The following is an 18,603-nucleotide window of genomic DNA, read 5'->3' on the forward strand; positions in this document are numbered from 1 at the left end:
GAACCCCGGGCCGATCAAGTCCCGGAGCTCCTTACATGACGCGCGGGAGGTCCCCACACCGCCACCCCCGCCATCGGTGTCGAGTACTCGCAGGGGCGTCGCGCGCCGCAGGAGGTCTACGGCGGGAGGTCGTCCTGGCCGGCGGGGATCAACACCCCCAGCTGCTGCCCCGCGTGCACACGGGCCCTCCGCTGCTCCGACCACAACGGCCAGTGTCGCGCCCTGCGGGGGGACCCGGCTCCCCCGGCAGGATGGTGTGCCCGCCGCGGGCCTCGGCCTCGTGGACCCCGTCGGCTGGCGACTTCGGCTTCACGTCGAGGACGAAGTCGCCGTCGTGGGCGGTCATGCCGTAGTCGCGGCGAGCACCATGTTGATGCTGCTCAGCCACTGGATGCCCTTGGCCACGCCGGTGCCACCCAGGAACTGGTGCGGAACTCGGGGCGATCGCCGTCGCAGCCGAGCGGGATCCGGCCGAACCGGCTCACCGCCAGCCAGAGGGCGAACACCACGAACCCGCCGGCGGCGAGGATGAAGAACCAGCCGCCCATGCTCGTGATCCCGGACCGCACCGCGCCGGAGACGGCGGAGAGGCTGTCCGACCAGAGGGCGACCACGCCGTGACCTTCTGCGCCGACGTCAACGTACCGATCTGCGGTGGACTGCTCCCGGTCGGGCCGGTGTCACGGCCCCGACGGGGCGGGGTTCTCGAGCGGCACGCCGTCGGGTGACAGGACGGGTGCGGGGAGATCGGCACTGGACTGCAGCGGTGCGGCGCCGGCGAGGGCCCGCCCGGCCGGCTCGCGCAGGAACCACGTGCTGACCAGACCGACCACCCCCGCGCCCACGAGGTAGTAGCCGGGCCAGTCGAGGTTGCCGGTGACGGCGACGGCGGCGCTGATCGCCGTCGGCGCCGTCCCGGCCACGGCGGAGACCGCGACGTTGAAGATGATCGCGAGGCTCCCGTAGCGGATCAGGGTCGGGAACAGCGCCGGGAGCGTCGAGGGGGCCGCCGCGGCGAAGCAGAGCAGCGCGCCGCCCATGACGAGGAGACCGGCGACCTGGCCGGCCGGGCCCTGGCGGAGCAGCCACACCGACGGCAGCCCGAGGACCACGAGCGTCGCGCTGCCGGTGAAGAGGACGGGCTTGCGACCGATCCGGTCGCTCAGCCGGCCCAGCCCGAGGATCAGGCACAGCATCAGCAGCATCACCGCGACCTGCATCGAGGTGGTCACCGCCTCGCTCGTCCCGCTCACGCCGGAGTCCGGCAGCGTGCGGGTCAGGTAGGTCGGCACGTAGTTGGTGAGGACGTAGTTGGTGACGTTCCAGGCCACGACGAGGCCGCCTGCGACCACCGCCGCCCGGCGGTAGCGCCGGACGAGGATCTGGAAGGCCCGCCGGGGCGACATGGTCGAGATCGCGGGCGAGCGCTCCACGAGCTGCCGGAAGGCCGGCGTCTCCTCCAGCCGCAACCGCAGGAAGATGCCGGTCAGCCCGAGGGGGAGGGCCAGCATGAACGGCAGCCGCCAGCCCCAGGAGAGCAGGTCGTCCTCGGACAGGACGGCGACCAGCACCGCGGAGGTGCCGGCACCGAGCGTGTAGCCGACGAGGGTGCCGAACTCGAGCCAGCTGCCGAAGAAGCCCCGGCGCCGGTCGGGGGCGTACTCGGCGACCAGGGTCAGCGCGCCGGTGTACTCGCCGCCCACCGAGAAGCCCTGCAGCATCCGGATCACGAGCACGATCAGCGGCGCGGCGACACCGATCGTCGCGTACCCCGGGACCAGGCCGAGCGACACCGTGGCCAGCGCCATGATGAGCACCGTCGCGGCGAGGACCCTGGTCCGCCCGATCCGGTCGCCGAGCGGCCCGAAGACCAGCCCGCCGAGCGGCCGGACCAGGAAGGCGGCGGCGAAGGTGCCGAGGGTGAAGACCGGGGCCCAGGGGCCCGCGTCGGGGAAGAACACCCGGTCGAGCGCCACGGCCGCCAGGTAGGAGTAGATCCCGAAGTCGTACCACTCGGCGACGTTGCCGACGGCGGCTGCCAGGGTGGCGCGCCGGACCGTGTGCTCCCGCTCGATGGCGGGTGGCCCGACGGTCACGAGCCGCACCTCGCGGGGGCCGCCGGTGACGGCCCGCGGCGACGCCGGACGCGGAGCACGGGCGGACGGCGTCGAGTCATGAGCATCCCCGGTCGTGATCCGCGCGACTGATATATCTGTTGACCGCAAGAAGTGTGGCACACGGGGTCAAGCCCCTCGAGGAGCTGATCATGGCTCGGCGAGCCGCTGCAGCCGGGCGAAGATCGCATCGGCGGCGCGGGTCAGCGCCCGGGCGGCGGAGCGGAAGTCGGCGGGGTCGAGCCGGCCGTCGCGGCCGGACACGCTGAGGGCGCCCGCGATCTGCCCGCTCGCGCCGCGCAGCGGGACGGCGACCGCGTTGAGGTCGGCCTCGAACTCGCCCTGGGTCACCGCCCAGCCGCGGTCGCGGACCCGGGTCAGCTCCGCGAGCAGGGCGCCGCGGGCGATCACCGTGCGTTCGGTGAAGCGTTGCCGCGGCCGGTCGAGCGCCTCCTGCAAGGCCTCGAAGCCGAAGCTGGCGAGCAGGACCTTGCCGGCGGCGGTCGCGTGCAGGGGGGAGCGCATGCCGATCCAGTTCCGGTCGGTCGGCGGCTCCTGCGCGACCACCGTCGCGTACCCGCCCTCGAGCACGCTGACGCTCACGGTGCCGGACAGCTCGGCCGCCAGCCGCGCGCAGACCGGCCTGCTCTCCGCCGCGATGTCGAGCTGCGCCGCGGTCGCCCCGGCCAGTCGCACGATGCCGAAGCCGAGCCGGTACTTGCCCCGGCCGCCGGCGGGTTCCACGAGCCGGTGCTTCTCGAGGACGGCGAGCAGGCGCGACACGGTGGACTTGTGGACCCCCAGCTCCCGGGCGAGCTCGGTGGCGCCGGAGGGGCCGTGCTTGGCCAGCAGCGGCAGGATCGACAGTGCGCGATCGACGGCCTGGGAGGCGGATCGCGTCCCGGCGGTCTGCTCGATGTGCTCGTCGTTGTTGCGCATGCTGCAACTCCGAACTCCAGTGACAACGAACCGGATGTCGCCTGTTGACGACCTAGCGTGCACCACCTCATCCTTCGTTGCGAATCGCATGGCGAGTTCCGTCATAAGCAACAGGAGCGAGCATGATCTATGCCGGTGCGGTCGCGGACCTTCCCGACGGGGAAGCCGTCCGGGTGCAGGGCGAGGTGGCCATCGCGGTCTTCCACGTCGAGGGCACCCTCTACGCGATCGACGACACGTGCACCCATCAGGACGCCTCGCTGTCCGACGGCTGGGTCGACGGCTGCGCGGTCGAGTGCCCGCTGCACGCCGCCTGCTTCGACCTCCGTACCGGCCGGCCGAGCGGGCCGCCGGCGAAGAAGGCCCTCCGGACCCACCGGGTGATCCTCTCCGACGGCCACGTCTGGGTCGAGGAGACGGTGGGTGTCGAGACCGACGCCCGGGCCGGCGTCCCGGTCGCCGCGGGCGCGGGGGAGTCCGCCTGATGCGGGCCGTCACCGTGGTCGGCGCCTCGCTCGCCGGCCTCGCCGCCACCCGGGCGTTGCGCGACCAGGGCTTCGACGGCCGGATCGTGGTGGTCGGCGACGAGACGCACGCGCCGTACGACCGGCCGCCGCTGTCCAAGGAGTTCCTGGCCGGCGCCCTGTCGACCGAGGACCTCGCCCTGACGACGCCGGAGGACGCCGGGCTCGGCGCCGAGTGGCGGTTGGGTCGCCGCGCCACCGGGCTCGACGCCGCGGAACGCACCGTCGTGCTCGACGACGGCGAGCGCCTCACCGCCGACGGGGTCGTGCTGGCCACCGGCGCGCGCGCCCGGCCCCTGCCGGGGACCGTGCCGGCCGGGGTGCACACGCTGCGCACCCTGGACGACGCCCTGGCCTTGCGGGACGACCTGGTCCCGGGCGCGCGGCTGGTCGTGGTCGGCGCCGGCTTCATCGGCTCCGAGATCGCCTCGACCGCGGTGGGCCTGGGCGTCGAGGTCGACGTCGTCGAGGCCGCCGCCCTTCCGCTGGAGCGCCCGCTCGGCGCGGAGATGGGCGAGGTCTGCGCCGGGCTGCACGCCTCCGCGGGCGTCCGGCTGCACACCGGCTGCGGCGTCGCGGGGATCGTCGGGTCGCCGCGCGTCACCGGCGTCCGGCTGACCGACGGCCGGGAGCTCCCCGCCGACGTCGTCGTGGTCGGGATCGGTGCGGTCCCCAACGTCGAGTGGCTGGCCGGCTCGGGTGTCGCGCTCGACGACGGGGTGGTCACGGACGCGCAGGGCGCGACCTCGGTCCCCGGCGTCGTGGCGGTCGGGGACTGCGCGAACACGCACCGCGGCTTCACCGGCTCCGCGTTGCGCCTGGAGCACTGGACCAACGCGGTGCAGCAGCCGCTCGGCGCCGTCGCCGCCCTGCTCGGCCGGGTGCACACCCCGGCGCCGCACCACGAGGTGCCCTACTTCTGGTCCGACCAGTACGGGCACCGGATCCAGTTCGCCGGCCACCGCACGCCGGACTGCCGCGTCGAGATCGCCGAGGGCGACCCCGCGACCGCCGACTTCCTCGCCGTGTACCTCGACCCGTCCGGGGCCCCGGTCGCCACGCTCGGCGTCGACCGCGCCCGGTCGTTCGGCCGCATGCGCCGCCGGCTGGGCAGCCTCCTGGCCGCCGCCGGCTGAGCGACCGTCACCGCCCGACCACGCCACTCACCCACCGCCGACCCGCCGCCAGCCACCGTGAAGGGACCCCAGTGAGCACCGTCGAGATCCCCGGACAGCAGTCCACCGGCAGTCTGATCCCGACCCTGCCCGGTTCGCACTACACCGACCCGACCATCTTCGAGCTCGAGCAGTCCCGCATCTTCCAGGCGAACTGGGTGGCCGCCGCCCGCAGCAGCGACCTCGCCAAGCCCGGCAGCTTCCGCAAGGTCGACGTCGGCGGGGAGAGCGTGCTGCTCGTCCGTGGGCGCGACGGCGGCGTGCGGGCCTTCCTCAACGTCTGCCGGCACCGCGGCGCCCGGCTCTGCGTCGAGCCCGAGGGCTCGCTCCGCAACAAGATCCAGTGCCCGTACCACGCCTGGACGTACGGTCTCGACGGCGCCCTGATCGCGGCCCCGAACCTGAACTCCATGGCCGACGTCAACCGGGACGAGTACGGCCTGCACACGGTCTCCCTGCGGGAGTGGCTCGGCACGATCTGGATCTGCCTCGCCGACGAGCCGCCGTCCTTCGCCGACACCGTGCAGGCCGCGGTGACCGCCCGCCTCGGCGACCCGGACGCGATCGACGGCTGGGCGATCGACACCCTCGCCGTCGGCCGCCGGATCACCTACGACGTCAAGGCGAACTGGAAGCTGATCGTCGAGAACTTCATGGAGTGCTACCACTGCGCGACGATCCACCCGGAGCTGACCGAGGTCCTCCCGGAGTTCGCCGACGGCTACGCCGCGCAGTACTACGTGGGCCACGGCGCCGCCTTCGGGGAGGACGTCAGCGGCTTCACGGTCGACGGCAGCGCCGGCTTCGAGACGCTCGCCGGCGTCGACGCCGACCACGACCGCCGCTACTACGCGATCACCGTGAACCCGCAGGTCTTCATCAACCTGGTGCCCGACCACGTGATCTTCCACCGGATGTACCCGGTGGCGGCCGACCGGACGATCGTCGAGTGCGACTGGCTGTACCCGCAGGAGGTCCTGGACGGCGGGCGCGACCTGGACCGCTCCGTCGAGCTGTTCCACCGCGTCAACCAGCAGGACTTCGACGCCTGCGAGCGCTGCCAGCCCGCCATGTCCTCGCGGGCCTACGCCGCGGGCGGCGTGCTGGTGCCCAGCGAGCACCACATCGGGGAGTTCCGCGACTGGGTCGCCAAGGCGATCGCGGGCTGATCCCGGCGGGCGCGTCCGGAGCGTCCGGTTGCTGCCGCCGAAGGACCGGCCGAGCGCGAACTCCCCTTCGGGCGGAACCACCCTTCAGGGGGAACGTTGCGCAGTGCAGCGGATCGTTGGGCCCGACATGAGCTCCTCGCTCCCGGGACGCAGCGCGCTGGTCTCGGTGATCACTCCCGCCTACAACGTCGCGCCGTGGGTCGGTGAGGCCGTCGACTCGGTGCGGCGCCAGACCGAGGGCCGGTTCGAGTACGTCGTGATCGACGACGGGTCGACCGACGACACCGCCGAGATCGTCCGGGCCCACGCGGCGCTCGACCCGCGCATCCGGTTGATCTCGACGGTCAACGCCGGGTCCGGCGCGGCCCGCAACCTGGGCATCGTCGAGTCGTCGGCGCCGTTCGTGGCCTTCCTCGACGGGGACGACCGGTGGCATCCGGACTTCCTGCGTCGGCACCTCGACGCGATGCAGACCCTGGACGGCCCGGTCGGCGCCACGTTCTGCCACACGCGCGTGATGCTGGAGAACGGGCGCGTGGTCGGCCCGCGCTGGCAGCCCGCGGGCCCCTGCGACATGGACCGCTTCCTCGCCGAGAACAACCCCACGCACAACGGCAGCTCGCTGCTGCTCCGGCGCAGCTGCTTCGACGAGGTCGGCCTGTTCGACACCGGGCTCGCCAGCGCCGTCGACCAGGAGATGTGGCTGCGCATCGGCACCCGGTCGTCCACCCCGCTGTTCTGGGGCATGCGCCGGTACCTGGTGGACATGCGGCTGATGCGGCGGGGGAGCATCAGCTCCGACCGCGGCGCCCGTTACGAGGCACTGGACCGGCTGCTCGGCGAGTACGCCCCGATGATGACCCGCCTCCCGTCCGGCCTCGCCTACGTCCAGCCCGCGGTCTTCGCCTACCGCGACGGGTTCGACGACGTCGCCGGCCGCTGGGCCGACGTCGCGCTGACCGCCGGCAGTGCCCGGCTGGCCCGCAACCGGTGGGGCCAGGCGTTGCTGGCCTGGCACCGGAGCGGCCCCGCGGGCCGGGCCCGGATGCGCGCCACGCGCAACGGCCTCCGGGCCGGGATCTACAGCGGCGCGTCCCGGGCCGCGGCCCTGCTCGCCTGAACAGGAGCTGCGACCTGCGGCGATGATCCGCCGAGCCGACGTCGTCGAGGCGGCCACCCGGCGCCTGCGCCGAACCGGTCGCCCGGAACCGGGACCGGATGCCGCCGGGGTCACGCGAAGACGTCGCTGACGAACCGGCCGTGGTCGCGCTGCATCGCGTCGAGCCAGGCCTCGGCCTCCTCGCGGGTGGCGCCGGTGGCCTCGACGTAGATCCGGGCGCAGGTGTCGAAGACGGCGGGGGCCATCCGGCGGCCGTCGCCGCAGACGTAGAAGGTCGCGCCGTCGCGGACGAGCTCGACCACCCGCTCGCGGTCGGCCCACAGCCGGTCCTGCACGTGGGCCGGGTCGTCGACCCGGGAGAACGCCGGGTGCAGCTCGACGAGCCCGGCGTCGGCCCAGGCCGTGAGCTCGTCGCGGTAGAGGTAGTCGACGTCGGGGTGGCGGCAGCCGAAGAACAGCAGGGCCGGTGCCGGGGTGACGCCGTCGGCCTGCGCCTGGAGGGCGCGGTCCTGCAGGAACCCGCGGAACGGGGCGAGGCCGCTGCCGGCGGCGACCATGATGATCGGGGTCGCGAGCGAGCGGGGCGGGTGGAACGCCACGTTCGAGGGCCGCACGGTGACCGCGACCTTCGTCCCGGGGCGGGCCTGGGCGAGGTAGGTCGAGGCCGCGCCCTCGTACAGGCCCTCGCCGGACAGGGCGGGCCCGCGGACCACGGACAGGGTGAGGGTGACGTGGTCCGGGCTCCACCGCGGCGAGGAGGAGATCGAGTACCGCCGCGGCGTGAGCGGGGCCAGCATCTGCAGGAACGACGCGAACGCGGGCCGGCAGGCCGGGTGGCGCTCGAGCAGGTCGAGCACGCTGACCCGCTTGTCCAGCACCTCGGCGGAGTAGGTCGCGGGATCGGCGGCGAGGGCCTCGAGGGCCTCGCGGTCCGGCGGGCAGACGGTGGCGGCGGCGAGCTGCTCGATCTGCCGGCGGGTCGCGGGCTGGGCCAGCTCGACGTAGCCGGCCAGCAGCTCGCCCGCGGTGACCGGGGTGTCGGTGGGCAGGAAGGTCTGCCCGCCCTCGCCCACCCGGATGACGACGGTGGCGTCGTAGGCGAGGTCGAAGCGGCCCAGCGCCCGGTCCACCGCCGCGGCGGGGTTGAGCGGCAGGACCGCGAGGTAGTCCCCGGCCCGGTAGGTCGTGCCCTCCGGCAGCGCGATCTCGACGTGCCGGGTGGAGCGTGCGCCCGGCGCGCCCCGGTCGACCAGCTCCCGGTTGGCGACCACGGTGCCCAGCTGCAGCCGGTTCTGCCGCAGGATGGGGTCGCGCACCGCGCCCACGAACTCGACCTCGAACAGCGGCGTGGCAGCCCGGGCGCCGTCGGCCACCCCGAACTCGGCGTCGACCGGCGTCCAGAACCCCTCGTACCACTCCTCGAAGTCGCCGAAGAAGTCGCCGCGGGCGTTGGCCTCGCCGCGGTCGAGCAGCCGCCGCGCGCCGGCGCGGGCGAGGTGGGCGTCGACGGCCTTCGGCACGGCCTGGTAGGTCCGGGCCCAGTCGGTGTTGCCGTTGCCGAACACGACGTAGCGCACGCCGTCGAGGGCACCCTCGGGCAGCCCCTCCACCCACTGCAGGAAGGCACGCGCGTTGTCCGGCGGCAGGCCCTCGTACGAGGACGACACGATGACGACCACGCCCTCGGTGGGCAGGTGGCCGGCCGCGCTGTCGAGGGTGTCGACGGTGGGGGTGTAGCCGCGGGCGCGGGCGTCGTTGGCGATCCGCTGCGCGAAGGCCTCGGAGGTGCCGGCGTTGGAGCCGTAGAGCACCCGCACGGGAATGCCGTTGGCCGTCGCCGGTGCCACCGCCTTCCCGGGCGCGGCCGGGGCCGGTGCGAGGTCGGCCGGGGCGATCGTCGGCCGGCGCCGGACGTGCACGTAGAGCCCCTCGGGCTTCATCGTCAGCGTCTGCTTGATGGACAGCTCGTAGTCGGGATCGGCGGCCGTGATGTCGAAGCGCTGCAGCATCATCGCCAGGAACAGGGTGGCCTCCTGCAGGGCGAAGCCGCGGCCGATGCAGGAGCGCTGCCCGTTGCCGAAGGGCTTCCACGCGTTCGGCGGCAGCTGGGCGGCCCGGTCGAAGGCGAAGCGGTCCGGGTCGAACACCTCGGCGTCCTCGCCCCAGGCCGCGCGATCGCGGTGCAGCTGCGGGATGAGCACCAGCACCGTCTGACCCGCCGCCACCGGGTAGCGCCCGCCGATCACGGTGTCCTCGTAGGGCGTCGTACTGGTGCCGGGTGCGGCGCATCAGCCGGTTCTGGATCGGCAGGCGGCGGCCGCGCTCACCGGACTCGACGAGCGCGCGGACCATGGCCCCCACGAAGGGGTGCAGCTGGTCGCTGTACATGCTGTTGAAGCGGTAGCCGAACGAGCACAGCGCGATGGTGTCGAGGGTCAGCCGGGTCGTGTTGTCGGCCACGTCGACGCGCGTGCCGGGGCCCTGGCGCTCCCACTTGAGCAGCAGCTGGTCGGCGATGTCGACCATGCCGTCGAACATCCGCCGCAGCGCGGCCGGCCCGAAGGCGGGCATGAGGATGCGGTGCGCCGCGCCCCAGTTCGGCTCGCCCGTCTCGGCGGTGAACAGTCCGTCGCCCGCGAAGTCGCGCACGTTCATCAGCGGGGCGTGCAGCTTCTTGTCGAAGCGGGACTCGTCGCACAGCTCGTCGACCAGCTCCTGGGAGCCGACGACGACCATCTCGCGCCCCAGCAGCTCGAGCCGGTAGATCGGCCCGTACTCGCGGGCCAGGTCGACCAGGCCCCAGATGCCCTTCTCCGCGTCGAGGTCGGGCAGGTTGCCGACCAGCGGGCGCGGGCGGGGCTGCGGGATTACTGCGGTGGGGACCGTCATCTGCTCCTCCAACGAACGGGTGCGGTCCCGACCTTGCCCGCGCGGCCGGAGCGAAACTTGCTCCGAGACGACAGTCATTTAGCCTTGGACGCCATGACCGCACTCGGACGGGCGGGTGTGCTCCGTGGCCTGCCCGCGGTCGTCGACCGGCTCGGCGGCGACGGGCCCGCGTTGCTCGGGCGGTTCCGGGTTCCGGGCGAGGCCCTCGACACCGACGCCCTGCTCCCGGTCCGGCTGGTCGCGCGGATCCTGCAGACCGCCGCGGCCGAGCTCGACCGCCCGGACCTCGGCCTGCTCCTGGCCGAGCAGCAGGACACCGGCGTGTTCGGGCCGCTGTCCCTGGCGCTGGAGAACGCGCGGACCATCGACGACGCGCTGCAGATCGCCGCCCGCTTCCTCTTCGTGCACAGCCCGGGCGTCGCGGTCGAGCAGGTCCCCGATCCCGAGGCGACCGCCGGCGTCGTCGCGATCGCCCTGCGCAGCACCGAGGCCGGGCCGGCCGCTCCCCAGCTGACCGACTACGGCATCGGCCTGCTCCACCGGGTCGTCCTGCTGCTGCACGGCGGCCGCTACGGGCTGCGCGCGGTCCACCTCCCGCACCCACCGCTCGCGCCCGTCGCGCGCTACGTCGACTGGTTCGGCGCCGACGTCCGGTTCGACCGTCCCGGACCGCTGCTGCGCGTGCCGGCCCGGCTGCTGCGCACCCCGGTCGCCGGCAACAACCCGCTGCTGCGCGAGATCGCCCTCGACTACATGGCGACCCACTTCGGGGCGCCCGGGCGGACGGTGACCGGGCAGGTGCGGATGCTCCTCACGCGGTCCCTCGGCTCGGCGCCGGTGTCGATCGAGGCCGTCGCCCACCAGCTCGTCACCCACCCGCGCACCCTGCAGCGGCGCCTCGCGAGCGAGGGCACGACCTTCGAGAGGGTGCTCGACGAGGTCCGCCGCGACACCGCGCACCGCCTGATCACCGGGACCGACATCCCGCTGTCGCAGGTCGCGGCCCTGGTCGGCTTCACCCGGCAGTCCACCCTGACCCGGGCCGTCCACCGCTGGTTCGCCCGCCCGCCGCGGGCCCTGCGAGGGGCGTCCGCGGCGGGCTGAGGCTCACACCAGCTCGAAGCCGTGGTAGCGCGCCACCGCGACCCCGTCGCCGATCTGCTTGTACGTGCCGACCCCGCCGAGGAACGGCATGAAGACCCGCCGCTTGCCCGGGATGTTGGCGCCCATGTACCAGGAGGCGGCCTGCGGCATCAGCGTGGTGTCGGCGATGTCGTTGGTCGCCGCCACCCAGTTGTCCTCGGCGTCCTGCTCGGGCTCGATCCGCGTCCGGCCGTTCTCGCGCATGTACTCCAGCGCGGCCGTGATCCAGTCCACGTGGTACTCGATCGAGGTCATCATGTTCGACAGGACCGACGGGCTCTGCGGACCGGTGATCGTGAACAGGTTGGGGAAGCCGACCGACATCAGGCCCAGGTAGGTGCGCGGGCCCTCGGCCCACTTGTCGCGCAGGACCTGGTCCCCGGCGCGGATCTCCATGGCGTTGAGCGCGCCGGTCATCGCGTCGAAGCCGGTCGCGAAGACGATCACGTCGAACTCGTGCTCGGTGTCGCCGGCCACGATCCCGCGCGCCGTGATCCGGCGGATGGGCTCCTCGCGCAGGTCCACCAGCGACACGTTGTCCCGGTTGTAGACCTCGAAGTAGCCCGTGTCGACGCACAGGCGCTTGCTCGCGATCGGGTAGGTCCGCGGGCTGAGCTTCTCGGCGACCTGCGTGTCCTTCACCGTCTCCCGGATGCGGCGCCGGACGTACTCGGCCACCACCTCGTTGGCCTCGGCGTCGACGAGGACGTCGGCGAACTCGGAGGTGAAGCAGAGCCCGCCCACGTCCCACCGCAGGCCCAGCCGCCGCTCGACCTCGGCGGGGTCGGTCCCGCTGAGCAGCTCGGTGCCGGCGTCGCACTGGAACCCGATCCGCTCCATCCGGCTGATCGCGCGGAACTCGGGGTAGGTCGGCCGGACCTGGGCGAGCCGCTCGTTCGGCCCGTTGTGCGCGGGCACGGCGTACGACGGGGTCCGCTGGAAGACGACGAGGCTCCCGACCTCGGGAGCGATGGCGGTGATCGTCTGCAGACCGGAGGACCCGGTGCCGACGACGGCGACCCGCTTCCCGGCCAGGTCGACGGGCTCGTGGGGCCAGCTGGAGGTCCAGTAGACCTCCCCGGCGAAGTCCTCGAGCCCCTCGAAGCGGGGCCGCGAGGGCACCGACAGGCATCCGGTCGCCGCGATCACGTAGGTGGCGGTCCGGCTCCGCCCGTCGTCCGTGGTGACGGTCCAGCGGGTCGCCTCCTCGTCCCACACCGCCGACGTCACCCGCCGGTCGAACTCGATGTCGCGGCGCAGGTCGTAGCGGTCGGCGACGTGCCGGGCGTAGTCGAGGATCTCGGGCTGGGCGGCGTAGCGCTCGCTCCAGTCCCACTCCTGCTCGAGCTGCGGGTCGAAGGAGTAGGAGTACTCGACCGACTCGATGTCGCAGCGTGCGCCGGGGTAGCGGTTCCAGTACCAGGTGCCGCCGACGTCGTCGCCGGCCTCGATCACGCGGACGTCGAAGCCCGCCTCCCGCAGGCGCTTCAGCTGGTACATGCCGGAGAAGCCGGCCCCGATCACGATCACGTCGTGGTGCGTCACTGCTCAGCCCTCCCGGCCCGACTCGAGGAACGCCGCGATGTGGCCCGCGACGAGCTTGAGGCCGGTCTCGGCCCCCGGCAGGATGTCGATCATCTGGAAGTAGGCGTGCATCTCGCCCTCGGCCTCCTCGAGCACGACGGGCACGCCTGCACCCCGGAGGGCCTCGGCGTAGGCGACGCCCTCGTCGTGCAGCGGGTCGAACTCGGCGACCACCACGAGCGCGGGCGGCAGCCCGGCGTGGCTCGGCGCCCGCAGTGGCGAGGCGTCCGGGTTCGTCCGGGCGGACGGGTCCGGGAGGTAGTGGTCCCAGAACCAGGCCATGGTGTCGCGGTTCAGCAGCAGCTGGTTCTCCGGCGCCTGGTACGAGGGGGTGGTGAGGTCGCAGTCGGTCACGGGGTAGACCAGGGCCTGGTACCCGATCGCGGGCCCGCCCCGCTCCCGCGCCCGCAGCGTCATGACCGCGGCGATGTTCCCGCCCGCGCTGTCCCCGGCGACGACGAGCGGCACGCCCGCGGGCGCCAGCTCGGCGGCGTGCTCGGCCACCCAGCCGAGGCCGGTCCAGCTGTCCTCGACGGCGGTCGGGAAGGGGTGCTCCGGGGCCTTGCGGTAGTTGACCAGGACGACCACGGACCGGGTCAGCTCGGCCAGCCGGCGTCCGATGTGGTCGTACTGCAGGTCGATGTCCCCGAGCACCCAGCCGCCGCCGTGGAAGTAGACGACGATCCCCTGCGGCTCGCCGAACGGGGTCAACACGCGGACCCGGAACCGGCCGCCCTCGCCGTCGAGCTTGAGGTCGCGGACCGCGGCCACCTCGGGACCGCGCCCGCTGAGCCCCGCCATCACCGGGCCGTTCAGCCTGGCCACGGCGGGGGTCGACTCGTGGATCGCGGGTCCGCCTGCTTCCGCGAGTTGGGCCAGCAGCGCCTGTGACGCCGGCTCGAGCGGCATGCACCTTCTCCTCTTCGAGTTCGGACACAACGCATCGTCCGTGTCGGGGACTCCTATGACGCCCGTCACGGATGCGGGCCCCACGGTAGGTCGGCCCGAGGAGCACGGACAGCGCAGACGGGGCCACATCGGGGCCGTTCCGGCCAGCACTCGTCCGGGCGGCGTAATGCAGTCGTTTGCCCGCGGCAGGGCTCGTGACAGACTCGGGGTGCGCGGCGAGGGCGCCAGGCAGCAACGGAGGCGGTCATCGATGACGGCGGTTCCCCGGTGGGACAGCACGCCGTCGCCCCGCGTCGTCGCCGCGATGACGGACTCCTGGGACCACCCGCGCACGATGGTCGGGGTCTCCATCCTCTGCGAGTGGGCCGCGGTGGCGGGCGTGCCGGCCGAGACGCTGCTGCGGGGCTCGCACATCCCGCCCGCGCTCCTGGCGGACCCGGAGCAGCTGATCGAGGCCCGGCAGGAGATCGCGGTGATCCGCGCCCTGCTGCGCACCGTCGGCGACCGCCCGGGCCTGGGGGTGGAGATCGGCCGGCTCTACCACCTCACCGCCTACGGCTACTACGGCTTCCTGCTCGCCTCCTGCTCCTCGGTGCGGGAGACCATGCGGCACGGGTTGCGCTACGCGCCGCTGACCTTCGCCTTCTCCACGATGAGCGTCTACGAGACGGATGTGCCGTCGGTGGTGCAGGACCTGGCGGCCGACGACGTGCCCCTCGACATCCGGCGCTTCGTCGTGGAGCGGGACCTCGCGGCCGCGGTCCAGCTGCAGCGCGAGCTGCTGCCGTGGCCGCGGCGGTTCCCGCTGCGCGAGGTCCGGCTGGCGGACGACATCGAGCGCGGGCCGCTGCCGCCGGTGTTCGCCGAGCACTTCGCCGTGCCGGTCAGCGGCGGGCACGCCCGCACGGAGCTGGTGTACGACCCCGGGTTCCTCGACGAGCCGCTGCCGATGGCCAGCCCGCACACCGCCGCGATGATGATCCAGCAGTGCGAGCGCATCCGCACCGAGCGCCTGCACCGGACCGGCATCGCCGCCCGGGTCCGCGCCGAGCTGTGGAGTCGCGAGTCCCTCGACGTCGGGCTCGAGGAGATCGCGGAGTGCCTGCACTACCCGCCGCGGACGCTGCGGCGGCGCCTCGCGCAGGAGGGCACGAGCTTCCGGGCGATCCTGGACGAGGTGCGCTGGACGGTCGCCGAGGAGCTGCTGCGGACCCCGTCCGTCCCCCGGGGCGAGATCGCCCGGCGGCTGGGGTACCGGGACTGGTCGAGCTACCTGCGTGCGCGTCGCCGCTGGCAGGGGCGGACGAGCGCCTAGATCGACACCGCGCCGGTGTCCGGTCCCGGTGCCCGGCGTCCTTCGAGGACGGTGAGGTCCCGCTCGACGTGGAGGCGGCGTTCCCGCTCCTCGGCGAGCACCTGCTCTAGAGTGGACTGCGCACCTCGGCGGCGGGGCGTGGCGCGCCCCGCAGCCATTCCTGGGAGGGGGCGTCCGATGAGCCGCGGACGCCGGCCGTGAGTGCGGCGCAGGTGCCCGAGGGCGCGGCCGAGGTGGCGGCGCAGCTCGCCCGGCATCTGCCGGGGCTGCGGCCCGAGGCGGTGACCCCGCTCGGCTCGGGCCTGGACCACGATGCGTACGCGGTCGACGGCGCCCTCGTCGTCCGGTACGACCGCGACCCCGATCCCGCGGCCCGCGCGGCCGCGGTGGTGCGCGAGGCTTGGGTGTTGGAGCTCGTCGCCACGGTCTGTCCCGTACCGGTGCCGCCGGTCCGGCTCGTCGTGCCGCAGCAGGGTTGCCTGGCGCTCGGCCGGCTGCCCGGCGTCCCGCTGCTCGATCGACCCGCCGCGGAACGCGCCGGGTGCGCGGCCGAGGTGGGGGCGGAGCTGGGTGGGGTGCTCGCCGCCCTCCAGGCCGTACCGCTCGCGCGGCTGGACGGACGGGTGCAGCTCGACGACGTCGCGCCGCGCGCCTGGCTGGACGAGGCCGCCGAGACCTACCGGGCCGTCCGCGGCGAGATCCCCACCGGCGCCCGGGCCGACGTGGAGCGGTTCCTCGCCGGGCCGCCGGCGCCCGCTCCCGCACGGCGGGTCCTCAGCCACAACGACCTGGGTATCGAGCACGTGCTCGTCGAGGACGGCCGGGTCACGGGGATCATCGACTGGAGCGATGCGGCGATCACCGACCCCGCGGTCGACCTGGGGCGGATCCTGCGCGACCTCGGGTCGGTCGCCCTCGATCGCGCGCTGGCCGCGTCCGGGGCCGACGACGGCGAGACGCTGCGGCGGCGGGCGGTGTTCTACGCCCGGTGCACCCTGCTCGAGGATCTCGCCCACGGCCTGCAACCCGGACAGGAGCGCTACGCGGTCAAGAGTCTGGAGGCCCTGCCGTGGCTGTTCTGAACCGATCGCGCCACGGCCGTCGGGAGGTGGTGTGGAGTCGACGGGCCGCAGCGACGCCGCGTCGAGCACGATCACGGCGGCGGCGACACGATCGTCGCCCTCGACGGAGGCGACGTCCAGGCCGGCGCCGGTCCTGATCTCCCCGGGCGCGGGCCCGGGGGCCGGTCGTGTCGACGAGCGGACGGAGCGCGTCCTGCATCGCGGCGGCCTCGTCCACGGTGGCCGGCCACGACCCGAGCGCGTTCAGCTGCACGGCGCGGGTCCACCCCGACCCCCTCCGAACGCCGGGGGAGCAGGGTGCCGACGCGGCTACGGCTCGGGCGGCATCTCCTGGTCGTGGAACCAGGCGTCGATGACCGCGACGGTGTCCCGTCCCTCGAGCGAACCGATCGCCTCCATCGCCGCCGCCAGGTCGAACACGAGGGCCTCGGTGAAGGCGACCACCGCCGCCGGGCCGTGCTCGTCGAGCAGCCAGGAGATGATCCGGCGGACCTGGTCCGAGGCCTGCGGGTCGACCACCGCGGCGTACAGGGCGTCCTGCTCGGCCTGGGCGAGCACCTCGTCGATCGGCTCGCCGTCCTCGGGCTCGGTCACGGACGTGATCGTGCCCGACCCCGCGGCTCGTCGCCCGCCCGCAGCGCAATCGGTGGGCCCGCCACCAGGGCCTCGACGGCGAAGCGCACGCGCCGACCGGTCCCGCCCTCGTCGTCGGCGCCGGTGGCGGTCCAGTCCACCTGCGCGGTCCCGGACAGGTGCAGGGTGTCGCCGGTGGCGAAGTCGACGACGAGGAGCGCGGCGGCCGGGTCGACGGCGAGGTTGCCCAGGCTGTTGAACATGTTGTTGCCCGGGTAGTCGGGCCACCACAGTGTCCGCTCGTCCGTCACCCGGAGGAACCCGGCAGGACCGCCTCGGTGCGAGGCGTCCGCGCCCCGGTCGGGATGCGTCGTCCCGAGCAGGAACGTGTCCGTCCGGCGTACGAGGTCCACATCGGCCGCTGTCAGGGCGTCTCCGTGGCGGACCACGGGCACGACGGCCTCGGGACCGGCCGGCTCGAGGGTGCGCGGCCGGATGTACGAGGGGCAGTTGCCGTACGCCTGGTCCACCCGGATGGTGAGCCCGTCGCGGTCGGCGGCGGTGAGGGTGCCGTTGACCCGGATCCGACGCCGGCGGGCGAACTCGACGGCGAGCATGCCGACCTGCTGTCCCGGAGGGAGATCGTGCAGCGGGTCGCCCACGGCGAGCATGGTGTGCACCCGCAGGTCCGCCAGGCCGATGGCCTCGAGGAAGCCGGGCGGCCCGGTCACGGGGGTGATCCACAACCGGCCTCCCCGGTCGTGGGCGGTGAGGGCGGCGAAGGTCCGCTCGGCGAGGAAGCGCCCGGCACCGCGGCCGAGGTCGGGGGGCTCGAGCATCCCGGCGAGCCGCGCCGCGGCGGCGCCGACGCCGGCGCGCTGCTGCACGGCGAGCTCACCGGCGTGAAACCCGGACAGGTCGTTCACGGGGCGTCCCCTCCTCGTGGTCGGACCGCTCCGGGACACGTCCACGACGCGGTGGCGCGGTGCAGAGAACCCGTCGGACTAATGAGTCCGGCACTCGCTCCCGTTAGGGAGAGTGACATGACCGGGCCGTCGATGCAATGGATGGCGTCCGTTCAGGCATTAGGACGGTAGGGTGCCGGGATGGATCGGGACGGGACCGGCACCTCGGCGCCGCTCCTCGGAGAGCCGTTGCCCGTCGAGCTGATGAACACCGTGTGGGCCGACCGGGACGGCGTCCACGACGCACTCGCCATGCCGGAGCAGGGCCTCGCCTGGCTCCGGGCGGTCCGTGATCGGCTCCCGCCGGCGCCGCCCGCCGTGCCCGCCTGGCTGGGGGAGCCGTGGCCCGACGACATTGCTCCGGCCGTGGAGCAGGTGCGCCTGCTCCGGGACGCGGTGCGCCGGCTCGCCGCCGAGGCCACGGACGATCCCCGCCCCGCCGCGGAGTCCGCCACTCCCGGCCGCGCCGAGGCGCTGCGGGTGCTCGACCTCGCCTGCGCCGCTGCACCGATGTGGTCGGGCCTGCGATGGGCCGAGGGCGGCGAGCCGCGCCGCGAGCTGCACAGCGCCGCCGCCCCCGGACAGGTCCTGCTCGCCGCCCTGGCCGAAGGGGCGGTCGCCCTGTTCGCCGGTGGGCGCACCGCCGGGCTCCGCGCCTGCCTGGCCCCCGGCTGCGTGCTCTACTTCGTCAAGCAGCACCCGCGCCGGGGTTGGTGCTCGGCGGCCTGCGGCAACCGCGCCCGCGTCGCCCGCCACTACCGGCGCCACCACGGCCGGCCCGCGGGCATGGCATGAGTACCGCTGCTAGGCGGTGATCCGCTCGGAGAGCCGGAGGGCCACCTCGTCGCTGTGGACCCGGACCGCGTGACGGGTGTGCCCGTAGCCGCACCACACGCATCCCCGGCCCGGCGTGGCGGCGGAGACCGCCGCTCCGTCGGGCCCTGCGAAGGGTGCGCAAGGCGCGGCAGGTCTCGGCCCAGGCCCAGGCGAGCGCCACCGAGACCTGCACGCCGCCGACGATCAGCGGGCCGACCATGCGGGCGGCCACCCGGATCGCGCGCAGCCCGACCCCGCCCACCTGCCGGACGGTGTCCGGAGGGAC

The 18,603-nt window shown here is 73.9% G+C and carries 15 protein-coding genes and 2 pseudogenes; 8 read left to right on the plus strand and 9 right to left on the minus strand.

Translation table 11 applies throughout. The annotated features are described in order from the left end of the window. Positions 1-410: 410 nt before the first annotated feature. From ACFQH9_RS31595 to ACFQH9_RS31605, 3 genes and pseudogenes are all read right to left on the minus strand, one after another. A pseudogene (locus tag ACFQH9_RS31595) lies at positions 411-614 on the minus strand (BCCT family transporter); the annotation flags it as partial. A gap of 66 nt (positions 615-680) precedes the next feature. Beyond that, positions 681-2,096: an MFS transporter gene (locus ACFQH9_RS31600; RefSeq protein ID WP_379572058.1), complete on the minus strand. Its 1,416-nt coding sequence runs from the start codon at positions 2,094-2,096 to the stop codon at positions 681-683. Between the two features lie 168 nt (positions 2,097-2,264). After that, positions 2,265-3,053 (minus strand): IclR family transcriptional regulator, encoded by a 789-nt coding sequence (locus ACFQH9_RS31605; RefSeq protein ID WP_379572060.1) that lies wholly within the window; start codon positions 3,051-3,053, stop codon positions 2,265-2,267. 122 nt (positions 3,054-3,175) lie between these two features. Here ACFQH9_RS31605 and ACFQH9_RS31610 point away from each other — a divergent pair, with 122 nt between their 5' ends. From ACFQH9_RS31610 to ACFQH9_RS31625, 4 genes are all read left to right on the plus strand, one after another. Continuing rightward, positions 3,176-3,538 carry a bifunctional 3-phenylpropionate/cinnamic acid dioxygenase ferredoxin subunit gene (locus tag ACFQH9_RS31610; protein WP_379572062.1) on the plus strand — a complete coding sequence of 121 codons (363 nt, stop codon included), beginning with the start codon at positions 3,176-3,178 and terminating at the stop codon, positions 3,536-3,538. Continuing rightward, complete coding sequence (locus tag ACFQH9_RS31615) at positions 3,538-4,713, plus strand: NAD(P)/FAD-dependent oxidoreductase (protein ID WP_379572064.1); 1,176 nt, start codon at positions 3,538-3,540, stop codon at positions 4,711-4,713. Before ACFQH9_RS31610 ends, ACFQH9_RS31615 begins: the two co-directional genes overlap by 1 nt. A gap of 71 nt (positions 4,714-4,784) precedes the next feature. After that, positions 4,785-5,921: an aromatic ring-hydroxylating oxygenase subunit alpha gene (locus ACFQH9_RS31620; protein WP_379572066.1), complete on the plus strand. Its 1,137-nt coding sequence runs from the start codon at positions 4,785-4,787 to the stop codon at positions 5,919-5,921. A 127-nt stretch (positions 5,922-6,048) separates the two neighbouring features. Beyond that, complete coding sequence (locus ACFQH9_RS31625) at positions 6,049-7,041, plus strand: glycosyltransferase family 2 protein (protein WP_379572068.1); 993 nt, start codon at positions 6,049-6,051, stop codon at positions 7,039-7,041. 110 nt (positions 7,042-7,151) lie between these two features. Here ACFQH9_RS31625 and ACFQH9_RS31630 read toward each other — a convergent pair whose 3' ends face one another. After that, complete coding sequence (locus ACFQH9_RS31630) at positions 7,152-9,287, minus strand: bifunctional cytochrome P450/NADPH--P450 reductase (RefSeq protein WP_379572070.1); 2,136 nt, start codon at positions 9,285-9,287, stop codon at positions 7,152-7,154. A gap of 115 nt (positions 9,288-9,402) precedes the next feature. Beyond that, a pseudogene (locus ACFQH9_RS31635) lies at positions 9,403-10,008 on the minus strand (cytochrome P450); the annotation flags it as partial. A gap of 15 nt (positions 10,009-10,023) precedes the next feature. Here ACFQH9_RS31635 and ACFQH9_RS31640 point away from each other — a divergent pair. Next, positions 10,024-11,034: an AraC family transcriptional regulator gene (locus tag ACFQH9_RS31640; RefSeq protein ID WP_379572072.1), complete on the plus strand. Its 1,011-nt coding sequence runs from the start codon at positions 10,024-10,026 to the stop codon at positions 11,032-11,034. Between the two features lie 3 nt (positions 11,035-11,037). Here the strand turns inward: ACFQH9_RS31640 and ACFQH9_RS31645 are convergent, their stop codons facing one another. Together ACFQH9_RS31645 and ACFQH9_RS31650 are read right to left on the minus strand one after the other, a co-directional pair. Continuing rightward, positions 11,038-12,618, minus strand: a complete 1,581-nt coding sequence (locus ACFQH9_RS31645; RefSeq protein WP_379572074.1) for a flavin-containing monooxygenase — start codon at positions 12,616-12,618, stop codon at positions 11,038-11,040. Positions 12,619-12,621: 3 nt separating this feature from the next. Then, on the minus strand, positions 12,622-13,566 hold the full coding sequence (locus ACFQH9_RS31650) for an alpha/beta hydrolase (protein WP_379572076.1): 945 nt from the start codon (positions 13,564-13,566) through the stop codon (positions 12,622-12,624). Between the two features lie 250 nt (positions 13,567-13,816). Between ACFQH9_RS31650 and ACFQH9_RS31655 the strand changes: the two genes are divergently transcribed. Together ACFQH9_RS31655 and ACFQH9_RS31660 are read left to right on the plus strand one after the other, a co-directional pair. Then, positions 13,817-14,881 carry an AraC family transcriptional regulator gene (locus tag ACFQH9_RS31655; protein ID WP_379572078.1) on the plus strand — a complete coding sequence of 355 codons (1,065 nt, stop codon included), beginning with the start codon at positions 13,817-13,819 and terminating at the stop codon, positions 14,879-14,881. Positions 14,882-15,078: 197 nt separating this feature from the next. Further along, positions 15,079-15,963 carry a phosphotransferase family protein gene (locus ACFQH9_RS31660; protein WP_379572080.1) on the plus strand — a complete coding sequence of 295 codons (885 nt, stop codon included), beginning with the start codon at positions 15,079-15,081 and terminating at the stop codon, positions 15,961-15,963. Positions 15,964-16,272: 309 nt separating this feature from the next. Here the strand turns inward: ACFQH9_RS31660 and ACFQH9_RS31665 are convergent, their stop codons facing one another. Together ACFQH9_RS31665 and ACFQH9_RS31670 are read right to left on the minus strand one after the other, a co-directional pair. After that, the gene (locus tag ACFQH9_RS31665) at positions 16,273-16,557 is read right to left on the minus strand and encodes a hypothetical protein (protein WP_379572082.1); all 285 of its coding nucleotides are present in this window, start codon (positions 16,555-16,557) and stop codon (positions 16,273-16,275) included. After that, complete coding sequence (locus tag ACFQH9_RS31670; protein WP_379572084.1) at positions 16,554-17,462, minus strand: pyridoxamine 5'-phosphate oxidase family protein; 909 nt, start codon at positions 17,460-17,462, stop codon at positions 16,554-16,556. Before ACFQH9_RS31670 ends, ACFQH9_RS31665 begins: the two co-directional genes overlap by 4 nt. Before the next feature lie 180 nt (positions 17,463-17,642). Here ACFQH9_RS31670 and ACFQH9_RS31675 point away from each other — a divergent pair, with 180 nt between their 5' ends. Beyond that, entirely contained in the window at positions 17,643-18,296 is a 654-nt protein-coding gene (locus ACFQH9_RS31675; protein ID WP_379572086.1) for a CGNR zinc finger domain-containing protein, read from the plus strand. Positions 18,297-18,603: the final 307 nt, after the last annotated feature.

The organism is Pseudonocardia lutea, from assembly GCF_042658055.1.
GTDB lineage: Bacteria > Actinomycetota > Actinomycetes > Mycobacteriales > Pseudonocardiaceae > Pseudonocardia > Pseudonocardia lutea.

Excerpts from the sequence above, each read along its gene's own strand:
- ACFQH9_RS31650 (WP_379572076.1), bottom strand. The coding sequence starts at position 13,566 with ATGCCGCTCGAGCCGGCGTCACAGGCGCTGCTGGCCCAACTCGCGGAA.
- ACFQH9_RS31610 (WP_379572062.1), top strand. The coding sequence starts at position 3,176 with ATGATCTATGCCGGTGCGGTCGCGGACCTTCCCGACGGGGAAGCCGTC.
- ACFQH9_RS31625 (WP_379572068.1), top strand. The coding sequence starts at position 6,049 with ATGAGCTCCTCGCTCCCGGGACGCAGCGCGCTGGTCTCGGTGATCACT.
- ACFQH9_RS31675 (WP_379572086.1), top strand. The coding sequence starts at position 17,643 with ATGGATCGGGACGGGACCGGCACCTCGGCGCCGCTCCTCGGAGAGCCG.
- ACFQH9_RS31640 (WP_379572072.1), top strand. The coding sequence starts at position 10,024 with ATGACCGCACTCGGACGGGCGGGTGTGCTCCGTGGCCTGCCCGCGGTC.
- ACFQH9_RS31605 (WP_379572060.1), bottom strand. The coding sequence starts at position 3,053 with ATGCGCAACAACGACGAGCACATCGAGCAGACCGCCGGGACGCGATCC.
- ACFQH9_RS31655 (WP_379572078.1), top strand. The coding sequence starts at position 13,817 with ATGACGGCGGTTCCCCGGTGGGACAGCACGCCGTCGCCCCGCGTCGTC.
- ACFQH9_RS31615 (WP_379572064.1), top strand. The coding sequence starts at position 3,538 with ATGCGGGCCGTCACCGTGGTCGGCGCCTCGCTCGCCGGCCTCGCCGCC.